The 20,686-nt window shown below is 51.8% G+C and carries 16 protein-coding genes; 6 read left to right on the top strand and 10 right to left on the bottom strand.

Annotated elements, in window-relative coordinates:
• The first annotated feature begins 1 nt into the window (after position 1).
• The 6 genes from BLV87_RS08960 to BLV87_RS08935 all read left to right on the top strand — a co-directional run bounded on the left by BLV87_RS08960 (position 2) and on the right by BLV87_RS08935 (position 5,259).
• Positions 2–676, top strand: a complete 675-nt coding sequence (locus BLV87_RS08960) for a GNAT family N-acetyltransferase (protein WP_093067702.1) — start codon at positions 2–4, stop codon at positions 674–676.
• Positions 677–745: 69 nt separating this feature from the next.
• Positions 746–1,939 carry a succinyldiaminopimelate transaminase gene (gene dapC / locus BLV87_RS08955; RefSeq protein WP_093067700.1) on the top strand — a complete coding sequence of 398 codons (1,194 nt, stop codon included), beginning with the start codon at positions 746–748 and terminating at the stop codon, positions 1,937–1,939.
• 15 nt (positions 1,940–1,954) lie between these two features.
• Positions 1,955–2,788 (top strand): 2,3,4,5-tetrahydropyridine-2,6-dicarboxylate N-succinyltransferase, encoded by an 834-nt coding sequence (gene dapD, locus BLV87_RS08950; protein WP_093067698.1) that lies wholly within the window; start codon positions 1,955–1,957, stop codon positions 2,786–2,788.
• 107 nt (positions 2,789–2,895) lie between these two features.
• Complete coding sequence (locus tag BLV87_RS08945) at positions 2,896–3,525, top strand: lytic transglycosylase domain-containing protein (RefSeq protein ID WP_093067693.1); 630 nt, start codon at positions 2,896–2,898, stop codon at positions 3,523–3,525.
• 87 nt (positions 3,526–3,612) lie between these two features.
• Positions 3,613–3,951, top strand: a complete 339-nt coding sequence (locus tag BLV87_RS08940) for a DUF1820 family protein (protein WP_093067935.1) — start codon at positions 3,613–3,615, stop codon at positions 3,949–3,951.
• A gap of 78 nt (positions 3,952–4,029) precedes the next feature.
• Positions 4,030–5,259, top strand: a complete 1,230-nt coding sequence (locus BLV87_RS08935; RefSeq protein WP_093067691.1) for a lytic murein transglycosylase — start codon at positions 4,030–4,032, stop codon at positions 5,257–5,259.
• Between the two features lie 25 nt (positions 5,260–5,284).
• On the opposite strand, the gene BLV87_RS08930 is transcribed toward BLV87_RS08935, so the two are convergent.
• The 10 genes from BLV87_RS08930 to BLV87_RS08885 form a co-directional block, all read right to left on the bottom strand.
• Positions 5,285–5,701 (bottom strand): hypothetical protein, encoded by a 417-nt coding sequence (locus tag BLV87_RS08930; protein ID WP_093067688.1) that lies wholly within the window; start codon positions 5,699–5,701, stop codon positions 5,285–5,287.
• Between the two features lie 84 nt (positions 5,702–5,785).
• On the bottom strand, positions 5,786–7,429 hold the full coding sequence (locus BLV87_RS08925) for an SWIM zinc finger family protein (protein WP_093067685.1): 1,644 nt from the start codon (positions 7,427–7,429) through the stop codon (positions 5,786–5,788).
• Positions 7,429–10,911, bottom strand: a complete 3,483-nt coding sequence (locus BLV87_RS08920) for a hypothetical protein (protein WP_093067682.1) — start codon at positions 10,909–10,911, stop codon at positions 7,429–7,431. Before BLV87_RS08920 ends, BLV87_RS08925 begins: the two co-directional genes overlap by 1 nt.
• Positions 10,908–12,578, bottom strand: a complete 1,671-nt coding sequence (locus tag BLV87_RS08915) for a reverse transcriptase family protein (RefSeq protein ID WP_093067679.1) — start codon at positions 12,576–12,578, stop codon at positions 10,908–10,910. The genes BLV87_RS08920 and BLV87_RS08915 overlap by 4 nt, the downstream gene beginning before the upstream one ends.
• A 299-nt stretch (positions 12,579–12,877) precedes the next feature.
• Positions 12,878–14,224 (bottom strand): radical SAM/SPASM domain-containing protein, encoded by a 1,347-nt coding sequence (locus BLV87_RS08910; RefSeq protein ID WP_093067676.1) that lies wholly within the window; start codon positions 14,222–14,224, stop codon positions 12,878–12,880.
• Positions 14,225–14,236: 12 nt separating this feature from the next.
• Positions 14,237–14,665 carry a hypothetical protein gene (locus BLV87_RS08905; RefSeq protein WP_093067673.1) on the bottom strand — a complete coding sequence of 143 codons (429 nt, stop codon included), beginning with the start codon at positions 14,663–14,665 and terminating at the stop codon, positions 14,237–14,239.
• Positions 14,666–14,843: 178 nt separating this feature from the next.
• Positions 14,844–16,025, bottom strand: a complete 1,182-nt coding sequence (locus tag BLV87_RS08900) for a pyridoxal-phosphate-dependent aminotransferase family protein (RefSeq protein ID WP_093067670.1) — start codon at positions 16,023–16,025, stop codon at positions 14,844–14,846.
• A 78-nt stretch (positions 16,026–16,103) separates the two neighbouring features.
• A complete protein-coding gene (locus tag BLV87_RS08895; RefSeq protein ID WP_093067667.1) occupies positions 16,104–17,432 on the bottom strand; it encodes a four-carbon acid sugar kinase family protein in 1,329 nt (442 codons plus the stop codon).
• Positions 17,425–19,638, bottom strand: coding sequence for a phosphoketolase family protein (locus BLV87_RS08890; RefSeq protein ID WP_093067665.1), 2,214 nt, complete (start codon positions 19,636–19,638; stop codon positions 17,425–17,427). The genes BLV87_RS08895 and BLV87_RS08890 overlap by 8 nt, the downstream gene beginning before the upstream one ends.
• Positions 19,639–19,843: 205 nt before the next feature.
• The gene (locus BLV87_RS08885) at positions 19,844–20,683 is read right to left on the bottom strand and encodes a hypothetical protein (RefSeq protein ID WP_139282149.1); all 840 of its coding nucleotides are present in this window, start codon (positions 20,681–20,683) and stop codon (positions 19,844–19,846) included.
• Positions 20,684–20,686 lie beyond the last annotated feature (3 nt).

Raw genomic sequence — 20,686 nt, 5'->3', positions numbered from 1 at the left:
TATGACATTACAACCTATGACGTTAGAAGGCCGTTTGGTACGCCTTGAACCCTTGATTGAGTGGCATTTGTCCGACTTGTTGCAAGCGGCTCGTGACGAAAATATCTGGAAATACATGTTTTACGGTGATATGACCGAACGAGCGCAGATGGAAGCCTTTATTAATAACGCTATCCGTTTGCGTGAAGGCGGAACTGACTTGCCGTTTGCTGTCATTGATAATGCCTCCGGTCGGGCGATTGGCAGTACTCGTTTCCGCGATATTTGCATGAAACACATGAGGCTAGAAATCGGTGGTACTTGGTATGCGCCTGAATACCAACGCAGCGGGGTTAATCTTGAAAGCAAATACCTACTGCTACGCCATGCGTTTGAAACGTTTGGTATTTTGCGGGTGCAATTCAAAACTGATATCCGCAATGTGGCTTCACGCCGTTCATTAGAAAAAATGGGGGCGGTACAAGAAGGTATTTTGCGTCGTAGCGCGATTATGCCGGATGGTGTTATTCGCGATACGGCTATTTACAGTATTCTTGACACCGAGTGGGGCAGGGTTAAACAAGGCATTGAAGCCCGGCTGCAACGGAACACCCTGCATCAGGCGCTCGCCTTATCAGAATCAGGGTATTACCACTCACCACTGGTGAATGCAGCAACGAATTCTTTGCCGCTGTAGCGTTTCAGGAGATTCAGGTTTTCCGTTATACTCTGGTGTTTTCACCACTGTTTGGGATAACTGCGCTCCATGAACCCTGATCTTGCCTGCTTGCAAGCCTACCCGTTTGAACGCATTCGTACCTTGCTGCAAGGCATTAGCCCTGCGGACTTGCCCGCAGTGTCGTTGGCAATGGGGGAGCCGAAGCACCCGACACCGACGTTTATCGCTGAAGCCATTGCTGCGAATATGAGCGGTTTGGCGAATTACCCGTTGACCAAAGGCAGTGCAGCGTTGCGTGAAACGATTGCTAAGTGGTTGATGCAGCGTTTTCAACTTCCGGCCGGTTCGGTAGATGCGGAACAACACGTCATCCCCGTCAACGGTACACGCGAAGCACTGTTTGCTTTTGCCCAAGCGGTGGTAGCACGCAAAGCGGATGCGGCGATTGTTATGCCTAACCCGTTCTACCAAATTTACGAAGGGGCTGCCTTATTGGCAGGGGCTGAGCCGGTGTTCCTGAATTGTACGGAAGAAAACGGTTTTATTCCCGACTTTGCGGCAGTGCCTGCGGCGACATGGGTGCGTTGCCAGTTGCTTTATATTTGCAGCCCCGGTAATCCCACGGGTGCTGTGATGCCGTTGGAAACCTTGCAATTGATCCTGAAACTCGCAGAAGAACATGACTTTATTGTCGCATCGGATGAGTGCTATTCCGAACTCTACGCCGATGAAGCCAATCCACCGCCAGGGTTATTGCAAGCGGCTGCGGCGATGGGCAATACGGCATGGAAGCGTTGCGTGGTATTTCATAGCTTGTCGAAACGTTCCAACGCGCCGGGGATGCGTTCCGGTTTTGTGGCGGGCGATGCCGCTATTCTCCAGCAGTTTTTGTTATTCCGCACGTATCATGGTTGCGCGATGTCACCACCCTTTCAAGCGGCAAGTGTGGCGGCGTGGGCGGATGAAGCACATGTGCTGGAAAACCGTGACTTGTACCGGCAGAAATTCACGGCGGTGATGGATATACTTGCCCCCGTGCTGGATGTGACCATGCCCCCAGCAGGCTTTTACTTGTGGCCCAAAACGCCGGTAGATGATGCCGTGTTTACCCGTGAATTGTTTGCCCGTGCGCACGTCAATGTGGTTCCCGGTAGCTATTTGTCACGGGAAGCGGGTGGGATAAATCCGGGGGCAGGGCGAGTACGCTTGGCTCTGGTTGCCCCCTTAAATGAATGTATTGAAGCGGCGGAACGTATCCGACGCGTAGTTAAAACCCTGTAAAATTTGGAGAAAAGAATGTCAGACGTAAGCCAACTGCAAAGCATTATCGAAGAAGCCTTCGAGCGCCGCGCCGACATCAACCCGCGCAATGCTGAAAGCCCAGTTCGCGATGCCGTGAATGAGGCTTTGGAACTGCTGAATGCAGGTAAATTGCGCATCGCTACCCAACACGGTGTGGGTAACTGGGAAGTGAATCAGTGGTTGAAAAAGGCGGTGCTATTGTCGTTCCGCTTAAACGATAACGAAGTGATGGATGGCGGTTGCACCAACTATTACGACAAAGTGCCTTCCAAATTTGCGGGGATGAGTGCGGATGAATTTGCTGCTGGTGGTGTGCGTGTGGTGCCGAATGCGATTGCACGGCGTGGTTCCTATATTGCTCCGGGCTGTGTACTGATGCCATCTTACGTCAATATTGGCGCGTATGTGGATAGTGGCACGATGGTGGATACCTGGGCAACGGTGGGTTCTTGTGCACAAATCGGTAAGAACGTGCATTTGTCCGGCGGCGTGGGCATCGGTGGCGTGTTAGAGCCAGTGCAAGCAGGCCCTACCATTATCGAAGACAACTGCTTCATTGGCGCACGCTCGGAAGTCGTTGAGGGTGTGATTGTGGAAGAGGGCGCGGTGATTTCGATGGGCGTGTATATCGGTCAAAGTACGCGCATCTACGACCGTGAAACCGGCGAAGTCATGTATGGGCGCGTTCCGGCGGGTTCTGTGGTAGTTTCTGGCAACTTGCCATCCAGCGATGGTAAATACAGCTTGTATTGTGCCGTTATTGTGAAGAAAGTTGATGCGAAAACCCGTAGTAAAGTGGGTATTAACGAATTGTTGCGCGATATTTAATAGCTGGAGTAGGGGTGAACTAGGCTTTTACCCCTACTTTCTAATGCTTACTTGAAACATTAGATTTTTCTAATATACTGGGCGTTAGTTTGCTTTGGAAAAAACACATGATTCGTCTCAGAAATACTATGATTACCATTTTGCTCGGTCTTGTGAGTGCACCTGTTGCTGCGGGCTGCGGTACGAATGCAGGTGCAGTCAATCAAAAAGCAGAAGTACACCTTGAATCTATCGAGAAATACGCCGAAAAGTATGGTGTTAGCGCCGATATGGTTAAAGCTGTGATCGCGGTGGAATCGTGTTATAACAGCACTGCTGTGTCACCTAAAGGTGCACAAGGCTTGATGCAATTGATTCCGGCGACGGCAGAACGTTTTGGTGTATCGGATGCTTTTGATACGCGTGAGAATATCCACGGCGGAACCCGCTACTTGAGTTGGTTGATGAAACGTTATAATGGTGATTTATATAAAGCGATTGCTGCTTATAATGCAGGTGAAGGAGCCGTGGATAAATATCAGGGCATTCCACCCTATCATGAAACTCAACATTATGTGCGTAAAGTATTAGCCGTGTATAACGGTTTGAGTGGGCAAGCGATTGCTTTACCCGTGGTGAATACGACAGCGAAAAAGCAAGGTAGTCTCAAAGTGAAGCAAGTGTTGCCGAGAGGTAAGCCGGGTCGAGCTGGTTGGCAAGTCAATAAAGCAAAAGCGCCTCATTTATTCAAACACTAAATAGCAGGGGCTGGGCTATACTATTAGGAGGCAGTGACTTTTTTCCTGTTTTCTGCTACAACTAGTCAATTTTTTGAGGCAAAACCGTTGAGTAGTGACCGCAGCATCTACCGCATTTCCTTTGTTAACCAAGACAAAATTTATGAAATCTTTGCTCGCCAAGTTTATGAATCCGATTTGTACGGTTTCGTTGTGGTAGAAGAAATTGTTTTTGGTACGCAAAGTACTTTGGTCATTGACCCAGGTGAAGAGCGTCTCAAGACAGAGTTTGAAGCGGTGAAGCGCAGTTTCATTCCTATCCATTCCGTGATTCGTATTGACGAGGTGGAACACACGGGTGTTAGTAAAATTCATTCGTTGGATGGGGGGAGTGTGGCAGGGAATGTCAGTCCATTTGCCCGTCCTGCTGGCAAGAAGAAAGACTAAAGTTTGGTCTTCACCAACCGTTTTCAGATAACTCTGCTATTATACTTCGATGATTTTTCGAGTGTGTGGAACGGCTGAATGAACCGGAAATGGTTACATTGGCTGCCGATAGTGTTGTTGCTTGCTGCGGTGTTATTTGGATATAGCACTACGGTTGATAGTGCATTCAATGCATGGAAGCAACAATTTCGTGAGGCTGCTATTGCAGAAGGCATTCACGCCGAAACGGTTGATAGTGCATTGCGAAGTCTGTTACTGGACAAAAAAGTCTTACGCTTAGAAGCTCATCAACCTGAATTTACTAAAACTGTTTGGGAATACCTCGAAACAGCTGCTTCGCCTGAGCGCATTGCTAATGGGCAAAAACTCCTGCACGATTATGCTCCCCTATTGCAGCGTATCCATGCTCAATATGGTGTACAACCTGAGTACTTATTAGCTGTATGGGGACTGGAAAGTAATTTTGGTAACCATACGGGGCGCTATAGCATTGTGCGTTCATTGGCAACGTTGGCGTATGCGGGTGAGATAGAACGGCGTGAGTTTTGGCAAAAACAACTGATTGCGGCTTTACGGATTTTGCAAAATGGTGATATGCCGCCTGTTGCTATGCAAGGTTCATGGGCGGGCGCTATTGGCCATACGCAATTTATTCCAACGACCTTTGAAGCTTATGCTGTTGACTTTGATGGAGATGGGCATCGTGATTTAGTGAGTAGTATCCCGGATGCTTTAGCCTCTACTGCCAATTACCTCGCCCATTCTGGTTGGGAACGTGATCAGCCGTGGGGTTTTGAGGTACGCTTGCCTGCCAGTTTTGATTGGTCAAAAGCTGATACTGATTATTGGTTGCCGCTGAATATCTGGAGCATGGTTGGTGGTGTGAATGCCATAAATGGACAAGTGCTGGACAGTACGAATGAAGCATTTGTATTTTTACCCGCCGGGTATCGTGGCCCTGCATTTTTGGCATTACGTAATTTTCAGGCAATTCTCAAATACAATAACGCTCAGAATTATGCGCTGGCGGTTGGGTATTTGGGGGATCGTATTCAGGGTAAGCCACCATTATCGGCGGATTGGCCTACGGAAGATAAGCCCTTAAGTCATGCAGAAAAAATTGAGTTACAAACGTTATTGACAGCAGTAGGCTATAACACCGATGGCGTGGATGGTAAATTAGGGCCAAATACCCGTTCTGCGTTACGTCGCTGGCAGCTAGATGTCAATTTACCAGCGGATGGTTACGCAACCCAGCATTACTTAAGTCTATTGCGTCAAAGTGTTGCTGCAAAGGCAGCCAATTAAACTGCCTTCGCAAAGCTACTATGCATCAATGCTCTTCAGGGACGCCCTGCCACAACATTTCATAGCCGACTTCGTAGGTATCATCACAATATGCGGCTAATTGTGAGAATTTCTCTTTAAACAATTTGTCAGCATGAGATTTTTCGTGTTGTTCAAAAGACTTCCAATAAGTCACGATGACAATATCGCCCATGTTTTGTTTAACGCGCTTATTTTTGTGACTGTCATCGCTACCGACGCTGCCCTCTTCGGAAATAAAACCGGCATTGCGGTAGACTTGTCCGCCTATAAATCCTCCATTATCATCGCCGTAGTTATTTTTGACGACATTACACATTTCGCCCAATAAGATTTCTACGTCTTCAACGGTTACACCTTCTTTCAAGTCAACCACATTAAACAACATCGTGGCACCGAATGGAATTTCAATGGGATTAAACATAACAATTTCCTCTTGCTACCAATATTACGATGACTGAATTGTAGAAGCTCTTAGTTACGATTACCCATAAACCTTAGTATTTTACTAGGAATTGGCGTTATTGGTTTCCAAGCGCACCGCCAACATATGCTCACACGGCCCTTGATTCAGCTTGTTCTGAATGTAGAAGTGGCAAGAACACTTCGCTTCCACCAGCCGCATATCCGCATCCAGCGTAATCTCCGGCTGGTAAGTATGCGTATTGTCGATCACTTCGCCACGCACTAACTGCCTGCCATTCTGCTGCGCTTCCCGCGCAATCACCGTCACCAAGCCCGCCTTACGGAAATTATCCGCTTTCGCCTCGCGCTCATTGCTGAAACGCAGCTTATCCATTGGCAACGGGTCTTTGCTGAGTTCGCGGATGCGGTACACATCCTTATCCATGTCGTACAACACGCGCCCGTATTGTGAATAAATCCCTAGTGCGGATTTAACCGTTAGCTCATCTAACCCCAATCGCAACGCTAGTGAGGTCGCACTTTCCTGCCAAGTCGTCTGTAACGCCGCAAACACACGCTCGGCGGTGACGTTATCCACTTCCCCACGCGGAGCCATCAGGTCGAAATTGCCCATGCGCGAAAAGTCATTAGCACTCCAACCCGACAAACCCAGCGTGAAGGTCATGTGCTCCATTTCCGCCACCCAAAAGCTCGGCAAACCCGAACCCAGCAAACTCACGCGGAAATGTTTCACGATAGGCAGCAAACGTTCCAGTATGAACAACCGCCGCCGTCCCCAAATTCGTACTTCCTGCGCCGCATTGCCGGTGTAAACACTGCGCGGACACGTCAAGGTTTCGCCCCACGGATCAAACTTTACCTGAATCGGCTGATCCGGTGTCAGGCAAAACCGCAAGGAACGCGGCCCGGTTTTTTCCTTATGCCGCTTCAAAAACAGCAAGACATTGTACATATCCATCGGGTGCAGATTGAGGGTCGTAAACGGCAAACTCATCGCCGAACTGACTTGCAGAAAACCGCGTACCCAACTGTCGGGCAGGTCGATTTTCTCCTCCTTAAAGTCATCGCTCAGATCAGTTTTAACTTCAAAGCCCGACGGATCAATCACAAATTCGGTGCGTTTGTAATCGCGGATTTTCTGGAATTCCTGATACAACTCGTGCGAATAGTCGATATTGGTCGTGCCGTAAGCGTGTTCGCGTACATTCTTAAACACTTCGTAACGGCAACTCAGTTTGCCGTAACTCGATTCGTCCTGCGAAAAGCATTCAAAGAAAATGCTGTCAGGGTGAACGGTGATCACCGGATCAAGCACATACCACGCATCAATATCGTTCTTGTACAAATACTGGAAATACTTGGAACGCGCAGTGTAGAACGGCGACAAAACGGCACTTTCAGCGTGTTGCACTTCGCGCATTTGCTGGCGTAATTCATCCAGTTGCGCCTTAATTTTCCCCTGTTTTGCCATTGCTTCTGCTAAAAACACATCTTCTTGCGCTTTCAGCCAGGCTTTGTAATCGGATTTGTCTTTGGGCTGGAAGCTCATATCCGACACCACCACCTGATGCAGCGCGGACATGGCTTCGCGGAATGGAATATGTTGCCCCAAATCCGCCGCAAAAAATGTCGGGTTACGCAATGCATCCGGCACGAAGGACATATTCGTTTCACGGCTATTGTTCGAGACTTGCGAGTTGCCGTGGTATTTGCGGGAAAATTCCATCAGTAAGCCCTCACCGTTGGCGCAATGATTTTGACCGGCGTTTGTTGGATGCCGTAGCGGTTTTGCAATTCAAACAAAGTCTTGATGTAACGTGCTTTATCGGCAATCACGCGGCTCAGGGATTGGTCGGTGAACAATGCCGCCACCATGCGTGCCACTTGCTCATCCTTGCCGGATTCGGTGAACAGGAAGGCAATCACCCGGTCTTTGACCAAACGCCCACGATTCACCTGCGACAACACGGTATTGAAATAGCCTTGCAACTGGAGGATTGTGGCGGGCTTGTCGCTGGCGTATTGCTGCAAGAAATTTGACACGAACAATTGCACGTTATTGGCAGGGTGCTGGCTCAATTGCAGCAAATAAGTTTCACCTTCGCCGTGTTCAAAGCCGCGCAACACCAGTTCGCGCCCGAATTGCTGTACATCATGGTAGACCTGATCACAAACCGCCACCACGCGTTCGCTTGTCCAAAAGTCCGCCTCAAACGCCGCAAACAGCGCAATCGCTTGGGTGCGGGTATCGTCCCAACGGTTGTCTAAAATCCGCACCGCTTCGGCGAATTGTTCAGTCACCCGCGCAGGATCGGCTTGCAATGCTGCCATTGCCCACGCACGAACTTGCAAAGTGGGAATTTTGGTCAACATCGCCAACTGCTTGATTGAAAACGCGCTGGCAGAGTGAGCAGGCAAGATCAATGCCCCAGCCCGTTCCGCCAATTTGCTTTTCGCGGTCAGCAAACGCCACAGCAAGTTTTGATCAATTTCGGCATGAATCGCTGCAACTGCTTGCACAATCGCCAGCATGTCGTCGCTGTAACCGTCGACAGGTTCGGCTTTGAACAGCACCGGTAAAATGTGCGCGAAAATGTCTTTCTGGAAAGCAGCATCGTGGATTGACAGCACGACGCTGCGTACTCCACGGCGTAATTCGGCATTTTCATCCGTCAGTGCGTTGAACAACAGCACGCGGTATTGCAGTTTTTCAGCATCACTGAGTTTGCTGATCAAGGCAATGCCTAAGGCTTGCAGCTCAGCTTCGGGGCGTGCTAACAGTATCGGCAGCAGGTGATGATTATCCTGCATCGCATACACGTAGTTTTTGGCGAATAGCCGCACATCGTCGTGGGGTGAGAGCAGCAAATCCAATAGCAAATCGGGATTTTCCGCAAAATGTGTCGGGGTCAAATTCGCCAAACCGTGATGACGAATGGCGGCAAACTGTGCATTCAATAGCGCGAACACCACCTCGGTTTGCTGCAAGTTATCGCGTAAATGTTCCAACGCCAGCAGCGCGGTATTTTCGTAAGGACGCACCACCAGTTCCAACCATGTCGCTTGCGCTTGTTCCTGTAAAAATACGGTTTGGGGTTGCAGGCGACGGAAAGCAAAATTGTTCACCATCGCGGCTTTGCAACGGCGCAAAATGTAGAGCAAATCTTGCCCCGCATACGCCCACAGTGTCGCGAACGCTTCCGGTTGATTGGCTTCATTAGAACGGTTTTCGTGCAACATCCAGTCGCCTTTGTAGCTCATTTCGTACAAGTGGCTGTGACGGTGCAAGATAAAGTTCATGGCAGCCAAAGCAGGGAAATAAATAAGCTGTTTTTTCGGGGTACGTTGCGCTTGCGGTGACGCATCGTCTGCCAACACCAGAATTTCCCGGGCTAGTTGCAAATAATCGTTGGGCGCAAATTTACCGAGATTGCGTAAATGACGCACGGTGCGGCGGCGCAAATAGCGTTTGCTTTGCTGGGTAAAACTGGGGTTTTCGTCGCGCCAATCGTAGCGTTTGCCATCGTCGGGCGTGGTTTCCAGCCGATGATTCAAGATTGCAAGCGCGGCGTGGTCATCCAAAAACTCTGCCATTTTGTAGAGTTTGCGGAACGATGCCGTAAACGATTGATTGACGGGCGCGTGTTGGATAGCGGTCATTGCTAACGCACGTTTTTCCGGTTGGATGCTGGCAAGCGCGTACAAACTTACCACCTGTTGGCTGTAATGTTCCAGCAATTGCTCTTTAGGTTTGAGAGCATCTTGGCGTAAATCAGCAAAGCGGTTTTGGAACAAACGCCGTACATGGTAAGACAATGAAGTGTCGTATTTGCTGCGAATGGTGGGGCTAACTTCGTGTTGGTAGCCATAAAACCAGCGGTCGGCACTGATCTTAGGGACGATACACTTGACGACATCCTCATAGGCATCGTGGGTGCGCAACAGGGCGTAGCATTGCTGTAAACGTTCGGCGGAAACGTCTTGTTGGCGTTTGCTGTGTAGCTCGTAGTAGTTGATCACCCGTTGCCACAAGCTGCTGATACTTTTCACTTTACCGGTGGCTTTCAGGGCATTTTGCAGGTTGCGTTTGGTGTCACCCCAGAGGTATTGCACATTGCCTTCGCGGGCGCGTTCAATACTCCAAGTGTCGTTTGCCAACACGGTTTCCAGATTCATACCTGCTAACAGTTGGGTATATAAGTTGAAATCATCTTTGTATTCATGTTTTTTATGATCAAGCAAGGCGTTATAGTGATAACGCAATACGTCCATAATCGCGGTTTCGAGTTCTGGCACGGCAGCTTTATTCATCTGAATTTGCGCGTAACTGGTGGCATCAAGGCGCAGTTGCATGAAATCCTGATCGGCATCCGTTAACACGGTTTGGCTTAAGGCTTGTTCGACAACGGCGGTCAGCCCTTGCCAATGCAGCACCTGTTTAATGTATTCCCGATCTTCCTTATTCAAACGGTCGAAAGACATCGCGGCATAATGGTCGAAGGCTTGGATGGCTTCGATGGCTTGTATCGCATCCAACGTTTGGTCGAAGGCTGGCAACACGCTTTCCGGTGGTTGCCCCACTTGCAAACACGCAAATTGGTACAAGTGTGCGGGAATTTTGTCTTGAAGCTGTTGCAAGACAGTGAAGGCGGCAGGGTCACGGGTACGTCCTGCTGCCCATGCGATGCTGTAATAAGTCATCGCATCATCTTTGGCTTTTGCTGGTAGGTTGGTCAGCAAGGTTTGCAGGGTAGGGGTGAGTTCAGGAATACGCAATTCGCCCGCTTTCCACACGCTGCGGCTCAAACTGTAACCGTCAATCGTAATCGTGTCGCTCTCGGCAAACTTGTGTAAGCGGTCGAGGATTTGCTGGTCACGGCTTTGGGCTTTTTTGCCTTTGCGGGGCGCGGCTGCGGGTTGCGCAGCGGCACTTGCGCCAATGGTTTCACCCGTTACAGGGTTGTAGCCCATTAGCACTTGGTAGCCTTTGTTCATCTTGCTGACCAGCAGGCTATCGGCGACTTTTTGGGCTTTGGCAGAATCCACTGGTGCGGCGGTTTTGCTGCCTTCGGTCAATGGTTTGCCGGAACGTCCGTAGCGGAAATTGACCAAATAGCTGTCATCAGCGGCTTCCACTATGTCAACTTCGTACACTTTGTCGGACGTGCCGTCCTGAAAGCGCAAGGTAGTACGGCGAATCAGTTTCATGATTTACCTCTCAGCAAGGACATCAGGGTGGATACCAAACCTTGCGGCTGGTTAGGTGTTTCAGGCGTTGTAGCGGGCGTAGATTCAGGCTCAGTTTCGACAGCTTCGGGTACAGACAGACCTAGCGCAGCTTCTACTTGTGGCAAAACGTCGCGGTGTTGAATCGTGTCATCCAGCGTCGGGGCTGGTTTGATGGGCGCAACGTGCATCGCGTCCAGCGGTAACTTACCTTGCGCAGCACGTTCACGGAATTGCGTCGTGCTGAACTTCATCGCCACATTGGGTTTGCCGTGTTTTTGCTGGATGGCGGCAATCTGTTGCAGAAATTGGCTGCCTTTTTCGGGGTTCACCATGCGCACGTAATGCGCGTAACTTTTGATGCTGGCGAGAATGTTGTAACCATTGCCCCAGCTTTTGTCGCCGTAGCCGTCTTTGTCGATCTGGAACAGCAGGGCGCGGAATTGCTTAAGCTTTTTGTTATCGACCGACAGGTGTTGGTTGACCACAATGCCGGTGACTTCCTGCTTGCTGCCCTGTTTCATGATGCGGGTTTTGTCGGGGTGGACGTTGAAACCTTCCGCTGTCACCGTGGCTTTTGCGCCGTATAACAAGGCGGGAACGGCGGCAGTATCCGTGCCGGAAAACGTTAAGTCGTCGGCGTAACGGGTGTAGGCAAAACCGTGTTTGGTCGCCAAGCCTTGCAAGCGTTTGTCCAGCGTGCGGCAAATCACGTTACTCAAGGCGGGGCTGGTGGGTGCACCTTGCGGCAAGCGGCGGCTGGTACTGTTGAGATAATAACGTTGCCCGTCCATTTCCACCGTTTGCGTATCGGCTTCGGAACACAGCAGCGCGAGCAGCGATGCAACTTCGTTGTTGTAGCCGAGTTGCGCAAACGTGCCTTTGATGCGCGGGTAGGTGACGGTGGGGAAAAAGTCTTTCAGATCCATATTGATCACGACTTTTTGCGCCAAATGTGGCTGGGCATTGCTGACAATGCTGCGCCCAGTGACGAAACCGTGCGCTTGTTCGGTGAGTTCCAGTGGTTGCAGAATATTGTCCAACACCCAGTATTGCAGGCGTTTCAAGCGCGGCATCGGCGCGGAAATCAGGCGTGTGCCGCCGGATTTTTTCTGCATCGCAAAATGCTGGTAGTGGCACACCCGCGACACTTGATTGCTGTAGGTCAGAAAGCGCAATTCGTTGAGGGTAATGCCCATGCCTGCGGCGAGTTCGGCGGCATTGGAATAGACGGGTAAGCCGAGGCTGTTGAGGCGTTCTGCATCGGACACATCAGCGGCGGCAGAGGGTTTGAATCCGGCAGCGTCACCGAGGTAATGGATGTGATTTTGCTGCTTTTCGTGCCAAGCCTGTGCGCGGTGGTAGCGGTCGACTTCGCGTTTGACCTTGGTATCAATGCGTTGCTGACGAGCTGCTGCCATGCGTTCTTGGTGGATGGCTTTGAGCGCGGCTTGCGGGTCAGTGATTTGCGACGATAAGGCATTGATTTGGCGTTGCAAGTCGCCACGGCGTTTGATCAGGGATGCTGCCAGCGTTGGCTGTGCGTCTTCCTTCCAGTAGCCTAAGCGTTGCATCTCGCTTAGGATGTATTCATCCTTGGAGGTTTCTTTAATTTTGTCGTAGAGTTGCTGGCGGGTGAGTTGGCTCATGCAAATCCCTGATTTTCTATTATTTTTAATGAAATAGCCGACACGAAGTCGGCTATTGGGCAGTAAATACCTTCGTTCATCCAGAAGATCAGCTTGCTACACTCGATGCGGGGACGACGGGTAGTGCGATATTGGTTTCCTAGAAACGCAATGCAATTCGCACTACCCGTCAGTCCCCGCCCTAGTAAAGAGCAAGCTGATGTCGCTTTGACAGGCTTTTTGCGTGAACAGCGATCCACTGTTCAATAGGCAAGGGTTCATTTACTGTGGGATTAATATAATTAAATTAATTTATTTGGTCAAATTTGGGCGGATAAGCGGGCATTGCGCATATCCCTGACATTCTGCTCTACCTCGTGCTGTAATGCGCTGGATAATTTAGGATTTTCCGCCAACCACGCTTGTGGCCATTGGATTTTATCGGACGTGAAGCGCATGGGATCAGCGGCAGCAGTGCTGAGAGCATCTTCTGCAAATAGATCAAAAATACCATTGTCGAAGGGCAAACCGCTGGCGGCTTTGCGTAAGGCAAAGCGTTCGCGCACGCCATTCGCGGCATTGACTAGCGAGCGGTGGTAGCAATAGGGATTATTGCCACGCCGATTAAAGAATACGTGCGCAGTCCAGTTACACGCGCCCCGGCACAATTCGGCAAAATCACAGGTTTTGCAGAAGCCCCACAAGTGATCCGTGGCGGCAGGTGTTCCGGCACTTAGGTTGAAGGTGAGTTCGTCGCGTTCGGTGAGAATAGTCGCCAGTGAAGCATCGCGGATAGTTCCGCCCGAATAAGCAGCGGTCGGCAGCGACGGGCAGCCTTTGATTGTGCCATCCGCTTCAATGCCAATAGTGCGCAAGCCTGCAAAACAACCCTGCCAGAATGACCACTCGGTGGGTTTGCCAAAGCCGCGCAACATGCGGTCATAAGGGCCGTAATAGCCGTAATTATTGCCGGGTTGCACATAAAAGCCTTGCGGGTAGCCACGTTTGGCGAGGTTTGCCAGTAGAGGGTGGAATAATAGCAACTCATCAGGTTGCAACAGGATGTCGGAATTATCCGCTGCGTTACCCATCGGCACGGTCATTTGGATTTGCCATGCTTTTGCCCCGGCATCAATTAATGCCTGAAACAACAACGGAAACTCAGGGGCGGAGTGGCGGTTAACCTGAGTGTTGGCACCAAACGGGATGCCTGCCTCGCGTAAATGCCCCATCGTTTCAAAGGCGTATTTCCATGAACCGATTTTGCCGCGCAAACGGTCATGGGTGTGGCGCATTCCATCCACGGAAACGGATACCTGATTGATACCCGCTGCCTTCATGCGTTGTGCGGTGGTTAAATTGATGCCATAACCACCCGTAGTCATGGAACAAATCATGCCGCATTTGACGATTTCAGCCGCTATTTCCAGCCAGTCGCTGCGCAAGAAAGCTTCGCCACCGATCAGCGTGACTTCGGTGATGCCGACATCTGCCATTTGATGCACCAAATCCAGTGCTTCAGCCGTGGATAGTTCATTGACCCGCGCATCACCCGCCCGTGAACCGCAGTGACTACAGGCGAGATTACATTTCAGGGTAATCTCCCAGACGGCGTAGCAACTGCGTTCGCCGGGGGTATATTGTGTGGTTGTTTGGGTGTCGGTCATGTGGTGATGGCCTTAGATTGTTTTGTTGCCGGATTGCTCGGCAGGTGTTCTGATTGCGCCATAAACCGGTTGCACGCCAATCGGGTCACCGGGAAGAATTACGCCGTAAACCGGCTGTACGGACGGTTCATCAGGAATAATTGCGCCGTAAACCGGTTGCACGGGTGGTTTGTCGGGAATGATCGCGCCGTAAACCGGCTGTACGTTCGGCGGTGTGGGTTCTTTGTTAAATTGTGCCAGCAGGCGCTGAATCAGGTTCATAATGCTTTGCAACAGATCCTTGCGTCCGTTATCGCCTTGCTGCACGTGTGGTGGGTTTTTTGTCCCGTTGGAAAAGTTGTTCAGGTGTTCGGCGGCATTGCGCACCTGTTGGTTTTGATTGCCGCCACTTCTGGGGAGTACCGGCGAGGTATTGGCTTTGTTGCGGCTCTGAATGTCCATATGTGAAAATCTCCATGATGTCCGTTATTTAAGTGGAGATTTTTAAGCTTGCTGATGTTGTTGTTTCTAGGTTATTCAGATTGGCGGTTACGAAAACTAGATTAGCTTTGCATACTGGTGAATAGCGCCGTAGAGACGCAAGATTTTGCGTTTCTACGTCTGGGGTCAGTTACTACGATTACTGCGCGAAAGCCTGCTTCGCTGCCTTAACCGCCACACCGCTATTAATCTGCGCATTCATCCCCGACAGCACCGCATCCAACGCGCCCAAACAATTCAGCACGTTCTTCTCATTGCTGGCAAAGCCCATCAAGCCGATGCGCCAGATTTTGCCCGCCAATGCGCCCAAGCCCGCCCCGATTTCCAGACTGTAATCGTTGAGCAACGCGCTACGCACCGCCGCTTCATCTATACCTTCGGGCAGGGTGACAGAGTTCAGTTGCGGCAAGCGGTAAGCTTCATCCACCACAAATCGCAAGCCCATTGCTTCGATACCGGCTTTCAGGGCTTGATGGTTACGCGCATGACGCGCCCATGAATTTTCCAAGCCTTCTTCCTGCAACATCACCAGCGATTCGTGCAGCGCGTACAGGGTGTTAACCGCAGCCGTGTGGTGATAAGCGCGTTTGCCCGCACCACCCCAGTAAGCCATGACCAGATTCATATCCATGAACCAGCTTTGCACCGGGGTTTTGCGGTTTTTAATGCGTTCAATCGCACGTTCACCGAAGCTCACCGGGGAAATGCCGGGGACGCACGACAAGCATTTTTGCGTGCCGGAATAAATCGCGTCGATTTCCCACTCATCCACTTTCAGCGGTGTACCTGCCAATGAAGTCACCGCATCCACGATGGTCAAGCAACCGTAATCGTGCGCCAGTTTCACCAACGTTTGCGCGTCGGATTGCGCACCCGTGGAGGTTTCTGCATGGACAAACGCCACGACTTTGGCATCAGGATTTGCCTTGAGTGCAGCTTCAACTTTGTTCGGGTCAACCGGCTTGCCCCAGTCATCCATCACCATGATCGCGGTTGCGCCGCAACGTTCGACGTTTTCTTTCATGCGCCCGCCGAATACACCGTTTTGGCAAACGATGACCTTATCACCCGGCTCAACCAGATTCACAAAGCAGGTTTCCATGCCCGCCGAACCGGGGGCAGACACCGCCATCGTCAGCTCGTTTTTGGTTTGGAAAGCGTATTGCAACATCGCTTTCACTTCGTCCATCATGCCGACGAATACAGGGTCAAGATGCCCCAGCGTCGGGCGAGCCATTGCGCCCAATACACGCGGGCTAACGTCGGAAGGGCCAGGCCCCATGAGGGTACGAACGGGTGGGTGGAAAGATTTTACAGTCATGCGTCAAAGTTCTCTGTCGTTGGCTAAAACCGGAATCATACTATGGAATAATAACAGGGCAAATGTAAGGTAATCGCGTTACGAATCACTGAGCAAGCCATACACCTCCGCCAATGCCTCATCCCCCCCCACATTGCCGGGAAAAATTACCACCGGCAATTGGGAAAAACGCGGGTGATCATCGGGGCAGATCACCACCGAACACCCCGCCCGAATCTGCCCTAACACCCGCGCAGTACGCAACGCCAAGCCTTTGCTCAAGGTATCGTTCGAGGTAATCCCCCCCTTACTGATTAAAAAGCCAACGTCCGCAGGCAAGTGTTGCACCAACCGCACCAAAAACGCCGCCACCCGATCCCCAAACGCCAACCGTTCGGTTTTGCTGGCAAACTGCTTTTCGCCACGACTGGTGTACAACACCACGCCACGATTCTGCTGATTTGCCGCCTGTATGTGCGCTTGCAAATCCGCAAACAATCCCTCTTCATCTACCACCAATTGCTCAAGGTCGATATGCAGCGGCAATACAGTGGTATGCGCCAGCAAATACTGCAATTGCAGGGTGGACTTGCCGACATACGACCCCATCAGCACCACGCCCGCCTTGCCGTTGCGTACAAATTGCGCCATTGCTGCCGGAGCAACGGGTTGCGGGGGCAGGGCGGCAAACGCGGTCAGCAAACTCGCCGCACTGCGAAACAGAAACCGCTTGCCCGTCTGTGCCGCCGCCAATACTTGCTGCGCAAACTTATCCAAGTCGCTTTGCTGTTCCGCATCCACCACGCAACACACATTATGCTGTAACGCCTGCAAGCGTTCCCCCAATGCGCCGCGCACGTCTTCCAAACCAAAGCGTTGCACCGCGCTGGCGGGAATGCGTCCACCGGTTTTTTCCGCGACATAATCCGGCAAAAAGGCGGTGCTGAACCCAAACACCGAATCCTTGGCAAACTCGGTGTCATGCACGGGGACAGGCTCGCCATCCACCAGCAAATAATGCGTGCCATCGCGGGTAATGCGCCCGCCTTCAAAAAACGCAGGAACTAGGAAGTGTGCATCAAACGGCCCCAGTTCCGCCGCGATCACATCGGTTTCCACCGGATAATGCCCGCGCAAGGTCGAATCCGAACGGCTGACTACCAGGGGTTGAATCATCACACCCGCATCCGCTGCTTGCGCCAAGGCTTCCCGCAAGTTGACGCAAATTTCCCGCGTCACGCTGGCGGCACTCGCCGCATCCATCCCGCGTGTATTGCTCAGCACGAAAAACAGCGGCGCGTCATCTTGTAGGGCTTCCAGCAAGGTGGCGACATCCCAACGGGTGAGCAGCAGGCAACTGTGTACCGTTTGCGAACCCGTCGGATCGTCGTCGATGGCAATGATTTTGGTGAGTGCGGTGTTATTCATGCGCCTCACCTACTATGCCGAGCGCACACGCGGTCAAGTTATCCGCCGTAATGCCGTTGTAAGCCATGAGTTCGTTGGCGCTGGCGGTGGTTTCGCCGCGTTGCCAGCCGAACAAATCGCGCTTCGGCGCACGACTGCGTAATAACACGGATTCGAGCGCAATCGTGCCGCCGCCGCTGACCCCGATCAGCGCATCGCCATCAAACAGCCCGTGGAAATCGGTATCGCTCATGAATGCGCCATCCGCCTCGGAACTGTGTTGCCAAGCGACATCGGCAGCCCGGTACAAGCGGCGCGGATTGGCAATGCACACAATGCGTACCCGATAGCCCGCTGCTTCCAGCTTGTCTTTCGCCTCAAACACCGGCTGGTAAATCATGTCGCCCGTGACCGCAAACACGATGGTTTCCCAACTGCTGTCCCGCGATTCGTACAGCGTGACCGCGCCTTGCTCAATCGCGGCGTTGGCTTGCGAAGGCGTGGTGTATACCGTCAGCGGCGATTTGGAGGCAATAATGCTGATGTTTTTATTGACCTGTTCCACCGCCCAGCCGTAAGCGGCCTGGATCATATTGGCATCCGCCGGATACAGCAGGTACACATTGCCGTTGCGCATTTGTCCGCCGATGTAGTTTTCTATTTCGGGGCGTTGGTGTGTCCAGCCGTTGCGCCCTTGCTCCAATGCGCCAGCGGTAAACATGGTCACGACGGCGGGGGTTTTGCGGCGCAATTCTGCCATTGCCTGACCGACGGTTTGCACAATCGGCCAGCCGTTGATGGCGAAACTTTCATACGACAACCACAGCGAACGCCCGCCAAACAATGCCAAGGCAGCGGCGAATCCGGCGCAAGCGTCTTCGTTGAGCGGTTCGTACACTTGCCCTGTCGGGCTTTGGTTGTAGAGCGGGTCAACGGTCGGGTGACGGATTTTCAATACATCGTTGATGATTTTCATGTTCGAGGCTTCGTTGCCATCGGCATTAGTGACGACGAATAGCGGGTCACGCTTGCCGAGTTCCGCCACCATGTGCCCCATTGCGGTTGCGGGCACGGCTTTATCACCAACCGCGAAATCTTGCCGTGGCAAGTTGCTGGCATCAGGCAGGGCGCGTTCAAATTCGGTCACGACCGTGCGGCTGGCAGAACCGCCACCGGCACGTTGCATCGTGGTGCGTACCAATTCCCATGCAGCGGGGGTGAGTGCGCCTTTTTCCAAGGCGGCTGCAATCGCGGGTTTCTGCACCGTGTCACCGGGGTAAAGGTTGTGCGATTTTGCGCCGTGAATGTGAATCCCTGAACCTTTGATTTGCTTGATAATCAGCACCGACATTGTGCCATTCATCGCGCTATCGGCGGCGGCTTTTGCACCTTCCAAGACTGCACGGGTGAAGGCAGTTCGCGCCGCATCGCTGAACAAGGTGCTATCCACATACGCGCCTTCCTGCCCTGCGTCGTCGAAATCTTTCGCGTCGATCAGCACCACATTGCCGAAATCGTGCGCTTTCCAGTAGTCCCGCATTTGCGCATTGCTCATCAGCGACACCATCGAATGGTGTTCCTGACTGAAACCGTTCCACACCAAGACCGGCAAGAAATTGGTCACATCGGGGTAGCTGGTGTGGAAGTGCTTGAATGCCGATAAAATGTACGGTTCGCCCAAACCGCCGTCGCCGATGGTGCAGGGGAACAGCTTGTCACGATTCAAATACGCGCCCGCCATCGCAAAATGCTGCCCTTGACCTAAAGGGCCAGCGGGAGCGAGCAAGCCCGGAATCGCGCCGGATAAATGCCCCAGCAAGCCGTCGCGTTCGCGGAAACGGGCTTGCAAATCGTTCATGGTGTGAATGCCCATGTCTTCCAACGAGCCATCGAGGAACATCGCGCTGTAGAAACCGGGCGCGTGATGCCCCACTTCCGTCACGATATTGGTATGCCCCAGCAGCACCAACGCCGCGTAAGCATCGGCAGAACTGGCAAAGCCACCGGGATGCCCGGATTCTTTCGAGGCGCACAATTGCAGCGTGGTATAGCGCAAGGCATCAACGATTAAGCGGCATTGGTAAACGGCTTGGTCATTGATTTCGGTGATCGCGGTTTGATTAGGGGCAATCGCGGAACTTGCGCCGTATTGCGTGAACGCGCTGGATGGTGCGCCAAAATGCAAGATGCCTTCGCAGAAAGCGGGGTGAGTGCTGGGTGCGGTCATGGTCGTGTCTCCTGATTTGTGTGTATGCAGCCACAGTAAGGGATACGATTTTTTACCGCAATACAGAATAAATTCCACATTGTGGGAAATTATGGGCGATAAGGTTGGAAGTTGTGGTAAATGCTTGTTCTGTTGTTATTTTTTGTTATACGGGATTGTTTGATGGCAATTCCCACATTGTGGGAATTGCCATGTTCACGCTGTTTTAATTGCCTTGGGTGGGCGTTGTACTGGCTGATACTGGTTTTTGCTGTAACTTGCTAAGTTTACTGCGTACCTGTTTGGCTATGTCACTGTCAGCTAGCGGAGTCAGAAGGGCTTCCCACTCTGCCAGTGTCTTCTGGGTTTCAGCCTGTTCTTCCGGTTGGCTGTCCCAATCGGCTAACATCGTATCCATATTGTCGTTCACCAAGTTCAGCGCCATTTCGACGAACTTGCCCGTGGGGAAACGTTTCAGGTATTCGCCCTCGGAACGCAGGCTGGCAGTGGAGTTACAAGACATCAGCCCTTCACATTCGCCACCCATGGGGGCATTGACTGCCTGAAACGCAATCGCGTCACCCACAGCAGCACCTTGGTATTTATCAGCCAGCGCCCAGTATTGGCTGACAGGAACTAACCAAGAACCCGAAACCTCATCTTGAAAAACCAGCTCACTTTGTGTTTTTAGCCAGCTTGCATACGCCTCGGCAGCGGCTTTACCCGGCTCTGGCGGCAGTGTCGCCAAGGTCATTTGCAGTGCTCGCAAATGAGCCATTTCCAATTCACCCTTGATTTCCGGGTCAGTCGCGCTGGCGGCGGCTGCTTTGACATCAGCCGTCAATTTGACGAGTTCATCGAAGCTGGGGAGGTCGCCATCTGCTGGGTGAAAGACATCCAGCGGGCCTACCTTGGCGCGGATTTGTTCCAGCGACAACATCGCATTTGCTGTTGAGTCAGCAGTAGCCGTTTGAGTATTCGTTGTACCCGTGTGTTCATGACACGCTGGCAGGGATAAGCCCATCGTTGCCAGCAGCAGAACAGTAGTCATTGGCAATGTTTTCATGAG

It is taken from the genome of Thiothrix caldifontis, from assembly GCF_900107695.1.
Taxonomy (GTDB): domain Bacteria; phylum Pseudomonadota; class Gammaproteobacteria; order Thiotrichales; family Thiotrichaceae; genus Thiothrix; species Thiothrix caldifontis.
The sequence above is the reverse complement of the archived record's forward strand: the minus strand, read 5'-3'. Positions and strand labels throughout refer to the sequence as shown.